14 protein-coding genes and 1 pseudogene are annotated in these 16,843 nt (G+C 73.5%); 6 read left to right on the forward strand and 9 right to left on the reverse strand.

What is annotated here, in order from left to right:
• Positions 1 to 145: 145 nt before the first annotated feature.
• Positions 146 to 1,294, reverse strand: a complete 1,149-nt coding sequence (gene dapE / locus LRS74_RS11315; protein WP_277740888.1) for a succinyl-diaminopimelate desuccinylase — start codon at positions 1,292 to 1,294, stop codon at positions 146 to 148.
• 59 nt (positions 1,295 to 1,353) lie between these two features.
• Between dapE and LRS74_RS11320 the strand changes: the two genes are divergently transcribed.
• Positions 1,354 to 2,262 (forward strand): hypothetical protein, encoded by a 909-nt coding sequence (locus LRS74_RS11320; protein ID WP_277740889.1) that lies wholly within the window; start codon positions 1,354 to 1,356, stop codon positions 2,260 to 2,262.
• Between the two features lie 363 nt (positions 2,263 to 2,625).
• The gene (locus tag LRS74_RS11325) at positions 2,626 to 2,937 is read left to right on the forward strand and encodes an ATP-binding protein (protein WP_277740890.1); all 312 of its coding nucleotides are present in this window, start codon (positions 2,626 to 2,628) and stop codon (positions 2,935 to 2,937) included.
• A gap of 151 nt (positions 2,938 to 3,088) precedes the next feature.
• Here the strand turns inward: LRS74_RS11325 and dapC are convergent, their stop codons facing one another.
• Positions 3,089 to 4,198 (reverse strand): succinyldiaminopimelate transaminase, encoded by a 1,110-nt coding sequence (gene dapC, locus LRS74_RS11330; RefSeq protein ID WP_277740891.1) that lies wholly within the window; start codon positions 4,196 to 4,198, stop codon positions 3,089 to 3,091.
• 101 nt (positions 4,199 to 4,299) lie between these two features.
• Positions 4,300 to 4,620 (reverse strand): ferredoxin, encoded by a 321-nt coding sequence (gene fdxA / locus LRS74_RS11335; protein ID WP_144381353.1) that lies wholly within the window; start codon positions 4,618 to 4,620, stop codon positions 4,300 to 4,302.
• Positions 4,621 to 4,759: 139 nt separating this feature from the next.
• On the opposite strand from fdxA, the gene LRS74_RS11340 reads away from it, so the two are divergent.
• Together LRS74_RS11340 and LRS74_RS11345 are read left to right on the forward strand one after the other, a co-directional pair.
• On the forward strand, positions 4,760 to 5,797 hold the full coding sequence (locus LRS74_RS11340; protein ID WP_277740892.1) for a GNAT family N-acetyltransferase: 1,038 nt from the start codon (positions 4,760 to 4,762) through the stop codon (positions 5,795 to 5,797).
• Positions 5,798 to 5,814: 17 nt separating this feature from the next.
• Positions 5,815 to 6,654: a transglutaminase-like domain-containing protein gene (locus LRS74_RS11345; protein WP_277740893.1), complete on the forward strand. Its 840-nt coding sequence runs from the start codon at positions 5,815 to 5,817 to the stop codon at positions 6,652 to 6,654.
• A gap of 160 nt (positions 6,655 to 6,814) precedes the next feature.
• Here LRS74_RS11345 and LRS74_RS11350 read toward each other — a convergent pair.
• From LRS74_RS11350 to LRS74_RS11370, 5 genes and pseudogenes are all read right to left on the reverse strand, one after another.
• Positions 6,815 to 6,892, reverse strand: a pseudogene (locus LRS74_RS11350) (DNA-binding response regulator); the annotation flags it as partial.
• A gap of 256 nt (positions 6,893 to 7,148) precedes the next feature.
• Entirely contained in the window at positions 7,149 to 9,809 is a 2,661-nt protein-coding gene (locus LRS74_RS11355) for a hypothetical protein (protein ID WP_277740894.1), read from the reverse strand.
• A gap of 201 nt (positions 9,810 to 10,010) precedes the next feature.
• A complete protein-coding gene (locus LRS74_RS11360; RefSeq protein ID WP_277740895.1) occupies positions 10,011 to 10,397 on the reverse strand; it encodes a DUF6113 family protein in 387 nt (128 codons plus the stop codon).
• On the reverse strand, positions 10,394 to 11,278 hold the full coding sequence (gene mshB, locus LRS74_RS11365) for an N-acetyl-1-D-myo-inositol-2-amino-2-deoxy-alpha-D-glucopyranoside deacetylase (protein ID WP_277740896.1): 885 nt from the start codon (positions 11,276 to 11,278) through the stop codon (positions 10,394 to 10,396). Before mshB ends, LRS74_RS11360 begins: the two co-directional genes overlap by 4 nt.
• A gap of 131 nt (positions 11,279 to 11,409) precedes the next feature.
• Positions 11,410 to 11,604 carry a hypothetical protein gene (locus LRS74_RS11370; RefSeq protein WP_144381346.1) on the reverse strand — a complete coding sequence of 65 codons (195 nt, stop codon included), beginning with the start codon at positions 11,602 to 11,604 and terminating at the stop codon, positions 11,410 to 11,412.
• A gap of 211 nt (positions 11,605 to 11,815) precedes the next feature.
• Between LRS74_RS11370 and LRS74_RS11375 the strand changes: the two genes are divergently transcribed.
• Positions 11,816 to 14,023 carry an alpha/beta fold hydrolase gene (locus LRS74_RS11375; protein WP_277740897.1) on the forward strand — a complete coding sequence of 736 codons (2,208 nt, stop codon included), beginning with the start codon at positions 11,816 to 11,818 and terminating at the stop codon, positions 14,021 to 14,023.
• A 58-nt stretch (positions 14,024 to 14,081) separates the two neighbouring features.
• On the opposite strand, the gene LRS74_RS11380 is transcribed toward LRS74_RS11375, so the two are convergent.
• Entirely contained in the window at positions 14,082 to 15,407 is a 1,326-nt protein-coding gene (locus LRS74_RS11380) for a hypothetical protein (RefSeq protein ID WP_277740898.1), read from the reverse strand.
• Between the two features lie 330 nt (positions 15,408 to 15,737).
• Between LRS74_RS11380 and LRS74_RS11385 the strand changes: the two genes are divergently transcribed.
• On the forward strand, positions 15,738 to 16,823 hold the full coding sequence (locus tag LRS74_RS11385) for an ABC transporter permease (RefSeq protein ID WP_277740899.1): 1,086 nt from the start codon (positions 15,738 to 15,740) through the stop codon (positions 16,821 to 16,823).
• The last annotated feature ends 20 nt before the right edge of the window (positions 16,824 to 16,843 follow it).

Below are 16,843 nucleotides of genomic sequence, written 5' to 3' on the forward strand. Positions count from 1 at the left end.
GGGAGGATCTTTGGTTCAGCGTAGGCCCCCGTCGATGAAGGACAAGGGAATTCTCCCGGGCCGCCTCCTTACGAGACCCTTCGGCCGACGCCCCTTCACATCGCGGCCGGGGCGGGTCCGGGCGCGCGGGCGTCGCCCGCGCCGGCTACGCCGACAGCCAGGCCCGTAGCCGCTCTTCGCAGTGGAGGATGCGCTCGGCCACGACGTGCTCGTCGCGCTTGTGGGCGTAGAGCGGGTCGCCGGGGCCGTAGTTGACCGCGGGCACGCCGAGGTCACCGAAGCGGGAGACGTCGGTCCAGCCGAACTTGGGCCGCGCGGTGCCGCCCACCGCGGCCATGAAGTCGACCGCGGCCGGGTGGCCGAGGCCCGGCAGGGCGGCGCCGGAGTGGTCGTCCACGACGAACTCGGTGATCGGGCAGTCCGCGAAGACCTCGCGCACATGGGCGATCGCCTCCTCCGCGCTCCGGTCGGGGGCGTAGCGGAAGTTGACCGTCACCGTGCAGGCGTCCGGGATGACGTTGCCGGCCACCCCGCCCTCGATGTGCACGGCGTTGAGCCCCTCGCGGTACTCCAGGCCGTCGATGAGCACCCGGCGCGGCTCGTAGGAGGCGAGTCGGGCCAGGATGGGGGCGGCGGAGTGGATGGCGTTGGAGCCCATCCAGCCGCGCGCGGAGTGGGCCCGCTCGCCCGCCGTGCGCAGCAGCACCCGCAGGGTGCCCTGACAGCCGCCCTCGACCTGGGCATCGGAGGGCTCCAGGAGCACCGCGAAGTCGCCGGTCAGCCAGTCGGGGTGGGCCTCGGCCACGTGGCCCAGCCCGTTGAGGTGCGCGGCGACCTCTTCGTTGTCATAGAAGACGAAGGTCAGGTCGCGGTTGGGCGCGGGCACGGTGGCGGCGATGCGCAGCTGTACGGCGACGCCCGACTTCATGTCGCTGGTGCCGCATCCCCAGAGCACCCCGTTCTCGTCGAGCCGGGAGGGGACGTTGTCGGCGATCGGCACGGTGTCGATGTGCCCGGCCAGGATGACGCGCTCGGCGCGGCCCAGCCGGGTGCGGGCGACGACGTTGTTCCCGTGCCGGTCGACGGTGAGGTGCGGCAGGGCGCGCAGGGCCTGCTCGATGGCGTCGGCCAGCGGGCCCTCCTGTCCGCTGACGGAGGGGAAGTCGACGAGCCGGGCGGTCAGCTCGGCGGCGTCCACGCCGAGGTCGAGCGGCGGGTGGGCGGTGGGCCCGGAGCCCGGCTCGGCGGTGGCGTCGGGGGTGGGGTCGGCGGCGTCGCGTTCGGGATGCTCCATGGCTGCGACCCTAGCCCGTCGGTGCCTGGGCGGTCGGGGTCGCTCGCCACTCCAGTAACGTGTGCCGCGTGCCCCCTGCCATCCTCACCAGCCGCGCCCGGCTGCTGCGCGCCGGGGTGGCCTGTGCCGTGCTGCTGGCGCTGGCCGGCTACCTGGTGGCGCACCTGCTGTCGGGCGGCTCGGGTCCGCCGCGCTGCGTCGCGCGCACCGAGGGCGAGACCGTCGCGATCGATCCCGAGCAGGCGGTGAACGCCGCGACGATCGAGGCGGTGGCCGCCGCGCGCGGGCTGCCGGAGCGGGCGGTGACCATCGCGTTGGCCACCGCGCTGCAGGAGTCGGGGCTGCGCAACATCCAGCGCGGCGACCGGGATTCGCTGGGACTCTTCCAGCAACGCCCCTCTCAGGGCTGGGGCTCGGAAAAGCAGATTCTCGATCCCGTGTATTCCGCAGGCGCGTTCTACGACCAGTTGGTCAAGGTTCCCGGGTATTCGCGGCTGCCGCTGACCGTCGCCGCGCAGCGCGTACAGCGCAGCGGTTTTCCGCAGGCGTACGCGAAGCACGAGACGGAAGCGGTGGTCCTCACCGATGTGCTCACCGGGCGGACGCCGGGAGCGTTCACCTGTCCGGGGCCGCCGGATGACGGGACGCCCGGCGATCCGGTCCGGGTGCGGGCCGAGCTGGAGCGGGAATTCGGCGCGGGCGTGTTGCCGGGCGGAGGCTCCGGCAAGGGGGTGCCGGAGGGCTCGTCGAAGGCGGAGATCGTGCTGCCGGTGCGGGTCGAGGCCGGGGGCGACCCGCGGCGCCGGGGCTGGGAGCTGGCGCACTGGGCGGTGGCCCACTCGGCCGGGTTGCGCATCGAACGCGTCGCGTACCGGGACCTCGTGTGGTCGGCCGCGAAATCCGACAAGGGCTGGCGGGAGTCCCGGGAGAATTCCGGTTCCGAGGTACGGATCACGCTCGCGCAATAGTGCGGCGCATCACCCGTCAGAGGTGTACGCGGAACGCTTCGCTGACGCGGGGTGATGATCGAGGGCGATATCGACCGATCATGGCACTCCCCAGCAGGCAGGGCGAAAATACGTTTCCTCAAAGGCAATTCAACACCCGAGAATTGCCCGTTTTGCCCCGAAGCGGATAATGCGATGCATTGCCAATTCTTTACTGCTGTTCACCGCAACTTTCGGGCCCGTCGAGCGGTATTCACTGCGTCCGACCGCCGGACAGCGAACACGCCGGTACGGCACATGCCCGACCGACAGGGCACATTGCCCGACCGATACGGCAGATGCCCGACTCGGCACATGCCAACGTCCCTCCGTCAAAGGAGCATCATGTCCCTCCCCCTCTCGCGTCGGATCGCCCGAGCCGCGCTGCTGGTCGCCGCGGGTGCCGCCCCCCTCGTGGGCGCCGCCGGCGCCGCGAACGCCGCTGAGATGCCGCAGGCCGGGCTGGGTGGGCTGAACTCGCTGCAGGCCCCCGACACCACCGATGTCTCCAAGGGCGCCGCCGCGGCCGGCGCGGCCGGCGGCCAGGCGCTGGGCAAGACGCTGCCCGCCGCGGGCAAGGCCGCCGGCAAGGTCGTCTCCGACAGCATCTCCACCGACGCGGTGCCGCTCGACGCCGCGACCCGCGCGCTCGGCTGACCGCGCGGCACACACCGCCGCCCCGGCGGCGCGTACGCGGCGTCCCGTCACGAAGGGGCCCGGGAAGCGTGTGCTTCCCGGGCCCCTTCGTGATGTCTCCGCACGTCCGTCGGGCGGACGGCGCCCTCGTCGCGGGTCGCCGCCGCGGCCGTCAGCCCGCCAGTCGGCGCACCGCGGCCTCGACCCGCTCGTCCGTCGCCGTGAAGGCGATCCGGACGTTCCGCGCACCCGCCGTGCCGTAGAAGTCGCCGGGGGCGACCAGGATGCCCAGCTCGGCGAGGGCGCCCACGGTGTCCCAGCAGGGCTCGTCGCGGGTCGCCCACAGGTAGAGCGACGCCTCGCTGTGCTCGATACGGAACCCGTACCCCTCCAGCGCCGCGCGCAGCGCCGACCGGCGGCGGGCGTAGCGCTCGCGCTGCTCGGCGACGTGGGTGTCGTCGCCGAGCGCCGCCACCGTCGCGGCCTGTACCGGGGCGGGGACCATCAGCCCGCCGTGCTTGCGCAGCCGCAGCAGCTCGCCGAGGATCTCCGCGTCGCCCGCGAGGAAGGCCGCGCGGTAGCCGGCGAGGTTGGAGCGCTTGGACAGCGAGTGGACCGCGATCAGGCCCGTGAAGTCGCCGTCGCACACCTCCGGGTGCAGCACGGAGACCGGCTCGGCCTCCCAGCCCAGCTCCAGGTAGCACTCGTCGCTGACCAGCAGCACGCCGTGCTCACGCGCCCAGCCGACCGCCGCCCGCAGCTCGTCCTTGCCCAGCACCCGGCCGGTGGGGTTCGAGGGGGAGTTCAGCCACAGCAGCCGCAGCCCGGTCGGATCCAGCTCGGTGGGGTCGTCGTAGACCACCGGCTCCGCGCCCGCGAGTCGGGCGCCCACCTCGTACGTCGGGTAGGCCAGCCGGGGGAAGGCGACCCGGTCGCCGGGGCCCAGGCCCAGCTGCGTGGGGAGCGAGGCGACCAGCTCCTTGGAGCCGACCACCGGCAGCACGTTGGCGTGCGCCACCGCCGTGGCGCCGAGGCGCCGCTCCACCCAGCCGGCGAGCGCGTCGCGCAGCGCGGGGGTGCCCCACACCGTCGGATAGCCCGGGGAGTCCGCGGCACCCGTCAGCGCCTCGCGGATCAGCGCCGGGACCGGGTCCACCGGGGTGCCGACCGACAGGTCCACGATGCCGTCCGGGTGCGCCGCGGCGGTCGCCTTGTACGGTTCGAGCCGGTCCCAGGGGAAGACCGGAAGGCGGTCGGAGACGCGGGCGGGGACTGCGGGCACGTGCACTCTTCTCTCTTCAAACGCCTCGGTCCCGTACGGCGGAGAGGCCATACGGGACCGGGGCGGCGCTTGGGGTAAGCCTGACTGCCGTCCTGGGCGCGTCAGCCGTTCTGCGGCGGGAGCGCGGCGATGAAGGGGTGATCCCGTTCGATCAGGCCGAGCTTGGAGGCGCCGCCGGGCGAACCGAGCTCGTCGAAGAACTCGACGTTCGCCTTGTAGTAGTCCTTCCACTCCTCGGGAGTGTCATCCTCGTAGAAGATCGCCTCGACGGGGCAGACCGGCTCGCAGGCACCGCAGTCGACACATTCGTCCGGGTGGATGTACAAGGACCGGTTGCCCTCGTAGATGCAGTCGACGGGGCACTCCTCGATGCATGCCTTGTCCTTGACGTCGACACAAGGCTGCGCGATGACGTAGGTCACGCTGTCGTTCCTCCTCGATAGGGCTGGCGGACCGATTTGCGGCTCCGCCTTGTGGCGCGCGGGAGCGCGGCGTCGTCGATGCCCGCACCTAGTATCTCCGTTCTTGGGCAACAGACGAACATGAGGGGCGGAGGAAGCTGTGGATTTCACCACCGGCGGACTGCTTGAGGTCCGCATTACCCCCGCTGACGTGGGGAAACGCGTTTCGGTGCGACGACGCTCGGATACCGGGGGAGGGCATCCGGCGTTCACCGACACGGTCGGTGTGCTCACATCGTGGACCGCCGGAGTGCTGGAGATCACACGGAGAACCGGAGAGACCGTCCGGATCGCGGAATCCTCGCTGGTCGCGGGCAAGGTCGTGCCCGCCGCTCCGGCCCGGCGCCGGGGCCCCGCGGCCACCGCGCGGGAGCTGGACCGGATCGCCGCCCGCGGCTGGCCGCCGCTGGAGCGGGAGGCGCTGGGCGAGTGGGAGCTGCGGGCCTCCGGCGGATTCACCCGGCGCGCCAACTCGGTGCTGGCGGTCGGCGACCCCGGTCTGCCCCTGGACGCCGCCCTCGACCGGGTGACCGACTGGTACGCACAGCGCGGCCTGCCGGCGTATCTCCAGGTCAGCACGGGCGCCGAGGGGACCCAGGAGCAGCTGGCCGCCGAGTTGGCGCGACGCGGCTGGACCCGTGAGGTGCAGGCGGAGGTCCGGATCGCGGCCCTGGCGCCCCTCGCCGACCTGCCCGGCGACCTCACGCGGGTGACGGTCTCCCGCGAGATCGACGACGCCTGGCTGCGGCGCTACCAGCGCTTCACCGAGCCCTCCCCCGCGGTGCGCGGCGTGCTGCTCGGCGGCCCCTCCGTCTGGTTCGCCGCCATACCCGGCGACGTCGGCGCGCCGGGCGAGGCGGAGGGCGCGGAGGTGCCGGCCGCCATCGGCCGGTGCGTGGTCGACGGCCGCTGGGCCGGCTTCGCGGCGGTGGAGACCGACCCCGCGCGGCGCCGCCAGGGCCTCGCCTCGCTGGTGATGGCGGCGCTCGCCAGGCAGGCCCTGGACGAGGGCGCCTCGGCTGCGTACCTCCAGGTGGAGACGGACAATGGCGGTGCGCGCGCCCTCTACGACGGGATGGGCTTCACCACCCATCACGCCTACCACCACTGGCGCGCACCCCACGAGGGGCCCCGCTGAGCGGGTACGAGGCACGTATGTCAGGCATGGACGAGATCACGGGCCGGCGGCGGCGCTTCGCCGAAGCAGCGCGCGAGGAGCGCCCCGACCTGGCGCTGCTGTGCCTCCTGGTGGGCGCGGAGGCCGATCCGGAGCTGGACGAGACGGGCATCGACGCGGCGCAGATCGAGCTGGACCGGCTGGCCGGACTGCTGCCCTACGGCGCCGGCGACCCGGAGGCGTGGGCGACGGCGGTGGCGCGGCTGCTGGGCGAGCGCTGCGACTTCCGGGGCGCGCCCGCGGACTACCGACGGCTGGAGTCCTCGCTGCTCCACCAGGTGCTGCGGCGCCGCCGCGGACTGCCGATCCTGCTGTCGGTGGTGTGGCTGGAGGTGGCCCGGCGGGCCGGCGCGCCGGTGTACGGGGTGGCGCTCCCCGGCCACTTCGTCGTCGGCTTCGGCGATCCCTACGGGCGGCACGTGCTGGCCGACCCCTTCGACGGCGGCCGCCCGCTGAGCGGTGAGGACGCCGCCTTCCTGGTGGCCGGCGCCACCGGCGCCCCGCTCGACCCCTCGATGATGGCCCCGGCCACCCCGCTGGAGATCGTGCTGCGGGTGTTGAACAACATCCGTGCCTGGGCGGCCGCCCGCCCCGAGCGCACCGACGTCCAGCTCTGGGCCGTGGAGCTCTCCCTGCTGCTGCCCAGCCATCCGGCCCGGCTGCGCTACGAACGCGCCCAGCTCCTGGTCCAACGCGGCGACTTCACCCACGGCGCCCAGGAGCTGGAGGACTACGCGGAGGTACTGGCGCCCATGGAGCCCAACACCGCCGAGTCCCTCCGCCGCCAGGCCCGCGCGGCCCGCGCGATGCTCAACTGAGAGTCGCCACCGCCGGGGCCGCCGCCTCGGGGCCCGCCGTTCCCCCCTGTCTCTCGCCCCGAGCCGCCGCCTCGGGATTCCGCCTCGGGATTCCGCCTCGGGATTCCGCCTCGGGGTTCCGCCAGAGCCGCCGCCTCGGGGCCCTGTGCGGGTCGCCGCCTCAGAGCCAGCCCTTGTCCCGGGCGATGCGCAGCGCCTCCGCGCGGTTGCGGGCGGCGGTCTTCTGGATGGCGGTGGACCCGCTCGAAGGTGACCGCCGGGGTCGGTCGGCGGCGCGAGGTGCGGTTGCTGTCATGCCTCCAGCCTCCCCGCCGGCGCCGGCCGGGGGCAGTGTCGGCTGTCGTGAGCCCGGGATGACATATGTCATGGTCAACGCCATGACGGTGAGGTGTGAGACCGGCCGGGACGCGGTACGGCCGAGCCCCCGCACCGCGATCGGTGCGGGGGCTCGGTCGTGTCCGCGCGCGGACCCCGGCGGGGTCCGCGGGTGTCGCCTAGTTGGGGCTGAGCGGAATGACGGCGACCCGCTTGGCCGGGTCCTTCTCCAGCAGCGCCTGCCGCATCGCGCCGACCACGTCCTCCGGCGTGACGGGGGTCTTGCCGCCCGTGCCACGCTCGATGAGCACGCCGTCGAAGGCGTTGCCGTACAGCGCCTTGACCGCCTCCAGGTCGTAGTGCTCCTGGAGCTTTCCGTCGATCACCCGCATGGAGAGGATCTTCGGCAGCGAGCGCTCCGGCCCGAACTGGATGGATCCGGTACCGGCCTTGACCGTGACGATTCCGGACATCGCGGGCTCCGCGAAGGACTTCATCTTCGCGTCGATCTCGGAGTTGGCGATCTTCGGCTCACGGGTGACGACCGGCAGCACGACCGACTTGTCCTCACCGGTCTCCGCGCGGTGGCGGAAGGCGTCGGACACCGCCTTGACGGCCGCGTCGACGTTCAGGCCCTTGCCCGGCTTGCCGTAGACCGCCTGGGCCTTGCCCGGGACGAACTCGATCGTGCCCTCGTTCGAGGTGCCCGACTCGCCCGCCAGTCGCTCCAGGGCGTCGGACAGCTTCTCCTCGTCGACCACGACCGGGTCGCCCGCGGTGCGGGTGGAGCCGACGAGGGAGCCGATGACGTTGACCGGGTTGTAGTCGCGGCCGGAGACGTCCCGGACGGTGCCCTCGGTGTCCAGCGACAGGCCCGCGACGGACGGCTTGAGCTGGTGCTGCTCGCCGTCGACGGTGACCTTGAGCGGCGCCGAGGCCCGCTTGCCCAGGGCGTCGTCCAGCTTCTGGACCGCGTCCTCCTTCGAGGAGCCGCCGATGTCGATGCCGAGCACGGTGGTGCCGTTGGGCACGTCCGCGTGGTTCAACACCAGGCCCGCGGCGTACGCGACGCCGACCACGCCGACCAGCCCGACGCCGACCATGACCAGCTTGGAGCGGCCCTTCTTCTTCGCCGGCTTGGTGGACTTCTTGCCCGACGCCGCGGGCGGCGCGGGCGGCGCGGCCGCCGGGGCGGGGGCCGGGGCCGGGGCCGCCGAGGCAGCCGCCGGAGCGGCGGCCCCGCCGCTCGACGCCGTGCTGGGCGCGAAGGTCAGCGGCCCGGCCTGGCCTCCGCCGGAGAAGTCCGGGACCGCCGACGACGAGGACTTCGACGACGACTTGCCGGACGGCTTCGACCCGGCCCCGGGCTTCGCCGCCCCGCTCTGGGCGGGCTTGGCCGGCGCCTTCTTCTTCTTCTGCGCCGGCGGTGCCGAGGGGATGCCGCTCACCAGCGTCTCGCCGGAGACGTGCCCACCGGGCACCCCCCCGCCGGGCGTGGGGTCGGGGTCGCGGAACAGGTCGTTCCCCGCGAACGGCGCGGCACCCGTGGTGGCCCCGAGGCCGCCGGAGAGCGGCGCCCCGCTCGGCGGGGTGGGCGGCTGTCCCGGGAAGCCCCCGTCCATGCCGGGGCCGGTCGCCGGCGGCACCGGCATGTGACCGCCGGCCGGACCGGTGGTCGGGCCGGCCGGACCGGGCGGGAAGGGGGGCAGCGGGTGCTGCCCGGTGGTCCCGGCCGGGCCGCCGATGCGCAGCTCCGGGGTGATCGCGGTCGGCGCGCCCTGCGTCGGGTCGGCGCCCGCGTAGCCGTCACCCGCGTAGCCGTCACCCGGGAAACCGCCGCCGGGGTAGCCGCCGGAGAAGCCGTCGCCGCCGCCTGCCGGGTAGCCCTCGGCCGGGCCTCCGGGGAAGCCGCCCGCAGGGCCGCCCGCGTAGTCCTGGCCGGCGCCCGGGAAGTCCTGGGGCACACCGGCGTAGTCCTGGGGCGCGCCCGCGAAGTCCTGGCCGCCACCCGGGAACTCCTGGCCGCTGCCGGGAAAGCCCTGCGCGGTGCCGCGGAAGTCGGTGGTGGAGCCGCCCGCGAAGCCGTTCTGGCCTCCGCCGCCGTAACCGTTCTGGGGAGCGCCGGGGAAGCCGTCCTGAGGCGCGCCGGAGAAGCCGTCCTGGGGAGCGCCGGAGAAGCCGTCCGCCCGGCCGTCCGCGTAACCGTCCGCGAAGTACGGGGGCTCGGACAGGCCGGCGCCCGGCTGCGGAGGCGCGGGGAACGCCTGGGTGGTCTCCGGACCCGCCGGATCGACGGCCGGCGCGGGCTGCGGGGGCAGCGGGGTGCTGCCGGTGACCGAGGAAGCCCCGGCGGAGCCGGACCCGCCGCGCGACTTGCGCGGCGCGAACCAGTCGCTGGTCTCGGCTTCCTTCTTCTCCTTCGCCTCCGGCTTCGGCTTCGGCGCTTCCTGCGCCGGCACGCCCGCGGAGACCTGGTCCCCGCCGACGACGGCCATCGCCACGGTGGCGTCCGGGCGCGCCGTGGCGCCGGTCCGCTCGTTGCCGCCCCGCTCGCCGCCCTCGTCGCCTCCGGTGGCGCCGTCGTCGCCGACGGGCTTGCGCATGACGACCGGCGGAATGGGCCGGGAGCCCGGAATGTTGATCCGGATGCGGGTGGTCAGGGTCGTCTCGGTCTTCTGTTCCTCGGGCCTGGCCGCGCCCCGCGCCTCCTCGTCGGCACCGCCGAGCGGGCCGTCCTGCGACGGGTACGGGCGGGATCCGTACGGCGGGGTCCCCGACGGGTAGGCGGCGCCGCCGCGACCCCGAGGCCCGGAAGACGAACTGTCAGATTCACGGCTCAATGCAGGTTCTCCCAGTTAACTCCGCCGCCCGTCAGGACCTCGTTGGGGTTCCTCCTGCCGAAGGCCAGGGGAAAGCTCGGCGGCGCGCACCACCATACTGGGCACCGCGGACGCGCACGTGGCGACCGTCTTATCGCCGAAACCAGCGTGACCGCGACACGGCGCCCAAGCCCTCAGGGACGTTACGTCGAAAAGGTCGCGTCACTTACCAAGTCGGACTGCCGAGCTGCCCGGTTGCGGCACCTTCGGCATCGTGGCGCACATCACACCGGCGAGCATTCCGCCCAGCAGGAAGACATACGAGCCGATCCCCACACCGAAGACGAAGTCGCCCTCCGGACGGCTGGCGGTGAGCATCAGCACCACGATCACCCAGGCCACGGCCGGGGCGACCCCGCCCAGCCGGGTGCGGGTGAGCTGCACTCCGCCGTAGCACAGCGCCGCGATCCCCAGCAGCGCCAGCAGCAACCCGCCGGGGAACCAGGCGGCTTGCACCAGGGCGCCGGCGACCCCGACCAGCGCCCCCAGCACCGCCAGCCCCAGATACGCCGACACGCGCAGCGCGCCCCCGGCGCGCTCGCCGGTCACTCGGCCACCCCCGCGAACAGGTCGTCCTCACGGTCGGCGGCGGCGATGCCCCGCACCAACCGGTAGTACTCGGTCGTCAGCAGCGGCTGCCCCAGCCCGTTGGAGAGCGCGAAGAAGGGTTCGTGGACCTCGATCTGGGTGGCGTGCGCACGCATCGCGGCCGCCTTCTGACCGGCGTACGCGGTTCCGTCGATCACCGCCGTGACCTCCTCGTCCTCGACCACGCCGGGCACGTCGCCCACCGCTCCGACGCCGGGAAAGGGGCCCCGGTCGCCGAGCGCGCGCAGCCGGGCGAAGCCGTCTTCGGCGACGCCGCGCGGCACGCAGTTCCAGTAGGTCTTGGCGATGTCATGCGGTTCGCCCAGCTCCGGGCGGTATGCCGGGTCCGCCGCGAGTTCGGCGGCGCGCATGGCGACCCGGTGCGCCTTGATGTGGTCGGGGTGTCCGTATCCGCCGTGGTCGTCGTAGGCCACCAGCACCTGCGGACGCACCTCGCGGACGACGGGGACCAGCGCGGCCGCGGCCTCGTCCAGGTCCGCCCGCCAGAAGGAGTCCGCGCGGTCGTTGTCCGGCAGCCCCATCATCCCGGAGTCGCGGAACCGGCCCGGCCGTCCCAGGATCCGATGGTCGGCGACGCCCAGCTCCTTCATCGCCGCCGCGAGTTCGCCGAGGCGATGGGCGCCCAGGCCGTCCTCCCGGTCGGCCACCAGATGGGCCAGCTCCGCCGGGATCACCTCGCCCTGCTCACCGAGGGTGCAGGTCACCAGCGTGACATGGGCGCCCTCGGCCGCGTACCTGGCCATGGTCACGCCATTGTTGATCGACTCGTCGTCCGGGTGCGCGTGCACCAGCAGCAGACGACGGGCGGGAAGGACGGTCATGGGAGACAGCCTACGAGCCGCGCGCCGGATTCGGTCGACAGGTGAAGATCAGCACGACAGATGGACCGCGGAGGGTCGCGGTTGACCGCGGGGACGATCGGCGGAGTCCGTGCGCGCGGCGGACGGAGGGATCAGATCTTGACGTCGCCGATCATGTCCGCGACGTTCGTGGTGAAGTCGTCAATGGTCGGAGCCACGGACGAACTGGCGAGGTAGAACCCCAGCAGCACACAGACGACCGCATGGCCCGCCTTCAGCCCTGACTTCTTGACCAGCAAGTAGACGATGATCAGCAGCAGCACCACCGCCGAAATCGAGAGTGCCACAGCGGCTCACCTCCAGGTACGCGCGTTGGACGGTCCACATGTCGATGCCACGTGAGTCATACCCACTATGCGCAAAGGATCATAACTTCGGGTGCGTGCGCATGACTCGGTGCACGGGAGCATGACAGGGGCGCATGCCTGTTCGCACTTGCCAGTTGGGCCTTCGAGCGGTACCAAAGGCAGCCCCTTGGCGGCGCCGTAGGCTCGGTTCATGACCGGACAACTCTCGTTCCCGCGCCAGTACGCCCGCACTCAGCGCTTCTCCCTCGGCGCACCCCGCGCGCTCACCGTGGCCCCCGACGACTCGCGTGTCGTCTTCCTACGCTCCCGTTCCGGCACCGATCGAGCGAACCTGCTGTGGGTGCACGACCTGGAAACGGGCCGGGAGTACCCGGCCGCCGACCCCGCGGCGCTCCTCGGCGGGGTGGACGAGGAGTTGTCGGCGGAGGAGCGGGCGCGCCGGGAGCGCAGCCGTGAGGGCTCCGCCGGCGTGGTCGGCTACGCGGTGGACCAGTCGGTGCAGTTGGCGGCTTTCGCGCTGTCGGGGCGGTTGTTCGCCACCGACCTGCGCGCCGGTGAGACGCGCGAACTCCCCGTCGCGGGCCCGGTGGTGGATCCGCGCCCGTCCCCCGACGGGCGCCGGATCGCGTACGTCGCTCAGCGTGCGCTGCACGTGGTGGAGGCCGACGGCTCCGGCGACCGCGCCCTGGCGGCGCCGGAGTCGGACGAGGGCACGGTCTCCTACGGTCTGGCGGAGTTCATCGCGGCCGAGGAGATGGATCGCGCCCGGGGCTTCTGGTGGTCGCCGGAGAGCGACGCCCTGCTGGTGGCGCGGGTCGACGACGCCTCGGTGCGGCGTTCCTGGATCTCCGATCCGGCGCACCCCGGGCAGCGGCCCGTCGAGGTCGCCTATCCGGCCGCCGGCACCCCCAACGCCCAGGTGACGCTGGTCCTGTCGGGCCTGGACGGGTCGCGCACGGAGGTGGAGTGGGACCGGGAGCGCTTCCCCTATCTGGCGCGGGTCCACTGGTCCGCGTCCGGGCCTCCGCTGCTCCTGGTGCAGTCCCGCGACCAGCGCGGCCAGCGCTGTCTGGCGGTGGACACCGCGACCGGCGGCACCAGCACCGTGCACGCCGACGAGGACCCGGTCTTCCTGGACCTGTTCCCCGGGGTGCCGGCATGGACCCCGGACGGGCGGCTGGTGCGGATCGCGGACGAGGGCGGCGCGCGGGTGCTGATGGTCGGCGACCGGCGGCTGACCTCCGGGGCCCTGCACGTGCGCGCGGTCCTCGACATCGGCGAGGACGACGTGCTCTTCTCCGCCTCCCCGGACACCGAGGAGGCCGCCGCGCGGGGCGGCGGCGCGGCCGGCGAGCGGGCGGAGCGGCCGGGCGAGGTGGTCGTCTACCGGGCCTGGTTCCGGGGCAGCGGAGACCAGGGCGGCTGGGAGGCGGTCGGCGAGCGGCCGCGGGCCGTGCACTCCGCGGTGCGCGGCGGCGAGGTGATCGCCCTGACCCGTGCCACGCTCGATCGGCCGGGCGGCACCGTCGAACTGATCCGCCCGGGGTACGACGACGCCAAGCGGCCGCGGGAGTCCGTGGTGGCGGAGATCGCCTCATACGCCGAGCGTCCGGTGATCACCGCCCGTCCCCGGCTGCTGTCGGCCGGCGAGCGTCGCATCCCCTGCGCGGTGCTGCTCCCCGAGGGGTACCGCGAGGAGGACGGTCCGCTTCCGGTGCTGATGGATCCTTACGGGGGCCCGCACGGCCAGCGCGTCCTGGCCGCGCACAACGCGCACCTGACCTCGCAGTGGTTCGCCAACCACGGCTTCGCGGTGATCGTGGCCGACGGCCGGGGCACCCCCGGCCGCTCCCCCGCCTGGGAGAAGGCCATCCGCGACGACCTCGCGCGGGTGACCCTGGAGGACCAGGTCGACGCGTTGCGGGCGCTCGCCGCCGACCATCCGCTGGACCTGGACCGGGTCGCCATCCGCGGCTGGTCGTACGGCGGTTACCTGGCGGCCCTCGCGGCGCTGCGCCGCCCGGACGTCTTCCACGCCGCCGTCGTCGGCGCCCCGGTCACCGACTGGCGGCTGTACGACACCCACTACACCGAGCGCTATCTGGGCGATCCCGAGCGGCAGCCGGCGGTCTACGCCGCGAACTCGCTGGTCACCGACGAGGGGTTGGCGGACGCCGCGGAGCCGGCCCGACCCATGATGATCATTCACGGGCTGGCCGACGACAACGTGGTGGTCGCCCACTCGCTGCGGCTGTCCTCGGCGCTGCTCGCCGCGGGCCGCCCGCACGAGGTGCTCCCGCTCTCCGGCGTCACCCATATGACCCCCCAGGAGCAGGTCGCGGAGAACCTGCTGCTGCTCCAGGTGGACTTCCTCAAGCGGTCGCTGGGCATGGTCTGACGGCCGTCCCCGACCGGTGGCCGCCGTGCCCGCGGCGGCCGCCGATCGGGGCGGTGCGCTACCAGCCCGGCGGTCGGGACGGCGGGGGCGGAGGCGGGGTGGTCGGCGGGGCCGCGGGCGGCGGGCCGTAGCCGCCGCCGTCCGCGTACCCGCCCCCGTCCCCGTAGCCGCCGCCCGCGTACCCACCGCTGTCCGCGTATCCGCCGCCGTAGCCCTCCCCGTGGCCCGGGGCGGAGCCGGGGTAGCCGTAGCCGGGCGCGGGGCCGGGCTGGCCGTATCCGTCGTAGCCGCCGTAGGGCGCGGCGCCCCCGGAGGGCGCGGCGTGGGCCCACCCGCTCGACCAGGGCCCGCCCGGGGCCGCCCGCTGGGCCAGCGCGACCAGCGCGACCAGCCCGGCCAGCAGCTCGAAGAAGGAGGTGAGCACGGCGAGCACCTCGCGGGTGCCCAGCTCGTCGAAGTGTTCCAGGTAGTCCGCCTTGGTGAAGGCGGAGACATCGCTGATGCCGTCCGCGAGCAGCAGCGCACCCGCGATCATCCCCAGCGGTCGGGCGTACCCGGAGCGGGCGCCGGCGGCGACCGCGGCGAAGAGCGCCAGCACCACGAGGACCCACTCCCACCAGGCGAGGGGTGGGGCGAGCAGCGTGGGGAGCAGGGCCTCGCCGCTGAGCAGTCGCTTGTAGGTGTGCCACTCCAGCTCCTGCGCCCAGTAGAGCTGCCAGGCGCCCAGCACCACCCCGGCCCCCACCAGGAAGATCAGGCCGGTGACCGCGCCTCCGGTGGTGGGCGGCGCCGGCGGCTCGTCCCGCGGGTCCGCGCCGGGCGGGCCGTAGCCGCCGCCGTACCCGGGACCGTGGGGAGCGGCCCCGTAGGAGGTCGCGTCGGCCGGTGGGCCGTAGGGCGCGCCGTAGCCGCCCGGTCCGCTCGCCGGACCCGCCGGACGGCGTGCGGCGGCGACGGTGAGCAGCAGGGCGGCGCCGAGCAGCACGCCCGCCCAGGCGGTCAGCTGCGCCCGGGACGCGAGCTCCTCGGGGGCGGCGTCCATCCAGTCGGCGTTGAGGTTCCACAGGCTGGGGAGGCGCAGCGCGATGACCACGACGGCGAGCGTGCCGAGGGCGCCCGCGGCCGCGGACGAACGCAGCGCGGTGGCGCCCACGACCAGGCACAGGACCACGATCACCAGGTCGGCGAGCGAGGAGCCGAGCACTCCGTAGCCGTAGCCGACGAACCGGCCGCCCAGCCCGGACCAGGTCCACCACACCTGGCTGGACTTCTCCACCTCGTCCAGGTCCCTGATGATCCAGGCGAGCGATACCAGCCCCAGTACGGCGCAGACGACCGCGCCGAAGACGCGCGCGCCGCGCGTGAGTATGCGTGTCTGCCCCATGACGGTAGGTATCCCCCGCCGGTCCGGGGTGCCAATCACGTTCGACCGGCCGGGACGACATGGCTCGCCCCGGCCGGCACACGGCACCCGCACGGCCGTACGCCCTCCAGCGTGAGGCGTCCGTATATCGACATCGAGACGGACAAGTTGCCTGCCGGTTAACACTTTTGATGGGATTTCACCCCTTCGCGTCGGGGAAGTCGCGCCCCCGGACGACATCCGCCGCCGCCCGCCCCTTGACGGTGCCTCACCTCCGTTGCGACAGTCCGCTCAACCCGGAGTGAGGGGCCGGGTACGCAACGCGGGCAGACCGAGCAACGGGGGCGCGCGATGACAGGTCCAGCACAACCCACGGCCGATCCGCCGGCCGACGGGCCGCCGCCCGCGGCCGTCCCGGCGCCGCGCGCGGCCGGGTCGGATCCCCACGCGGCCGGGGCGGAGGGGACCGCGGCGGGGGCGGAGCGGACCGCGGCGGGGCCGGTGGGTCGATCACCCGGCCAGTTGATGTGGCGGCGCTTCCGCCGCGACCGCACCGGCGTCGTCTCCGCCTACGTCGTGCTGTTCTTCTTCCTCGCGGCGCTGCTGGCCCCGCTCATCGCCCGGCTGTACGGCAAGGATCCGTACACCACCTACGGTCTTGACCGGCCCGGGCTGCTCAACGAGTTCTACTACCCGGTCAAGCCGAACGGCGGGATCGACGGCGAGTTCTGGTTCGGGATCGAACCGCAGCTCGGCCGCGACGTGTTCACCCAACTGCTGTACGGCATCCGCACCTCGCTGCTGATCGCGACCGTGGTGACGGTGCTGTGCGTGGTCACCGGCATCGTGATCGGGGTGACCGCGGGCTATCTCGGGGGCCGGGTCGACAACCTGCTGGGGCGCTTCATCGACCTGCTGCTGGCCTTCCCCGCGCAGCTCTCCTTCGTGGCCTTCACGCCGGTGGTGTACGCGCTGTTCGTGAGCCCGGAGAAGGAGACCCCGACCTCGCTGCGGGTGATCACACTCGTCCTGGTGATGTGGGTGCTGGGCTGGATGGGTCTGGCCCGGCTGCTGCGCGGCCAGGTGCTGAGCCTGCGCGAGCGGGAGTTCATCGAGGCGGCGAAGGTCACCGGGGCCTCTCCGTGGCGGATCATCCGCAAGGAGCTGCTGCCCAACCTGTGGACGCCGATCCTGGTGCAGTCCACGCTGATGCTGCCGAACTTCGTGACCGTCGAGGCGGCGCTGTCCTTCCTCGGGGTGGGCATCGTGGAGCCGACCCCCGACTGGGGCCGGATGTTCGCCACCGGCTCGCGCCACTACCAGAACGACATCACCTACATGTTCTTCCCCGGCATCGCCATGGTGATCTTCGTGGTCGCCTTCAACCTGCTCGGGGACTCGGTACGGGACGCGTTCGATCCGAAGACGAAGCGCTAGCGGGCCAGGGGCCCCGCTAC

The sequence above is a fragment of the Streptomyces sp. LX-29 genome, assembly GCF_029541745.1.
Lineage (GTDB): Bacteria > Actinomycetota > Actinomycetes > Streptomycetales > Streptomycetaceae > Streptomyces.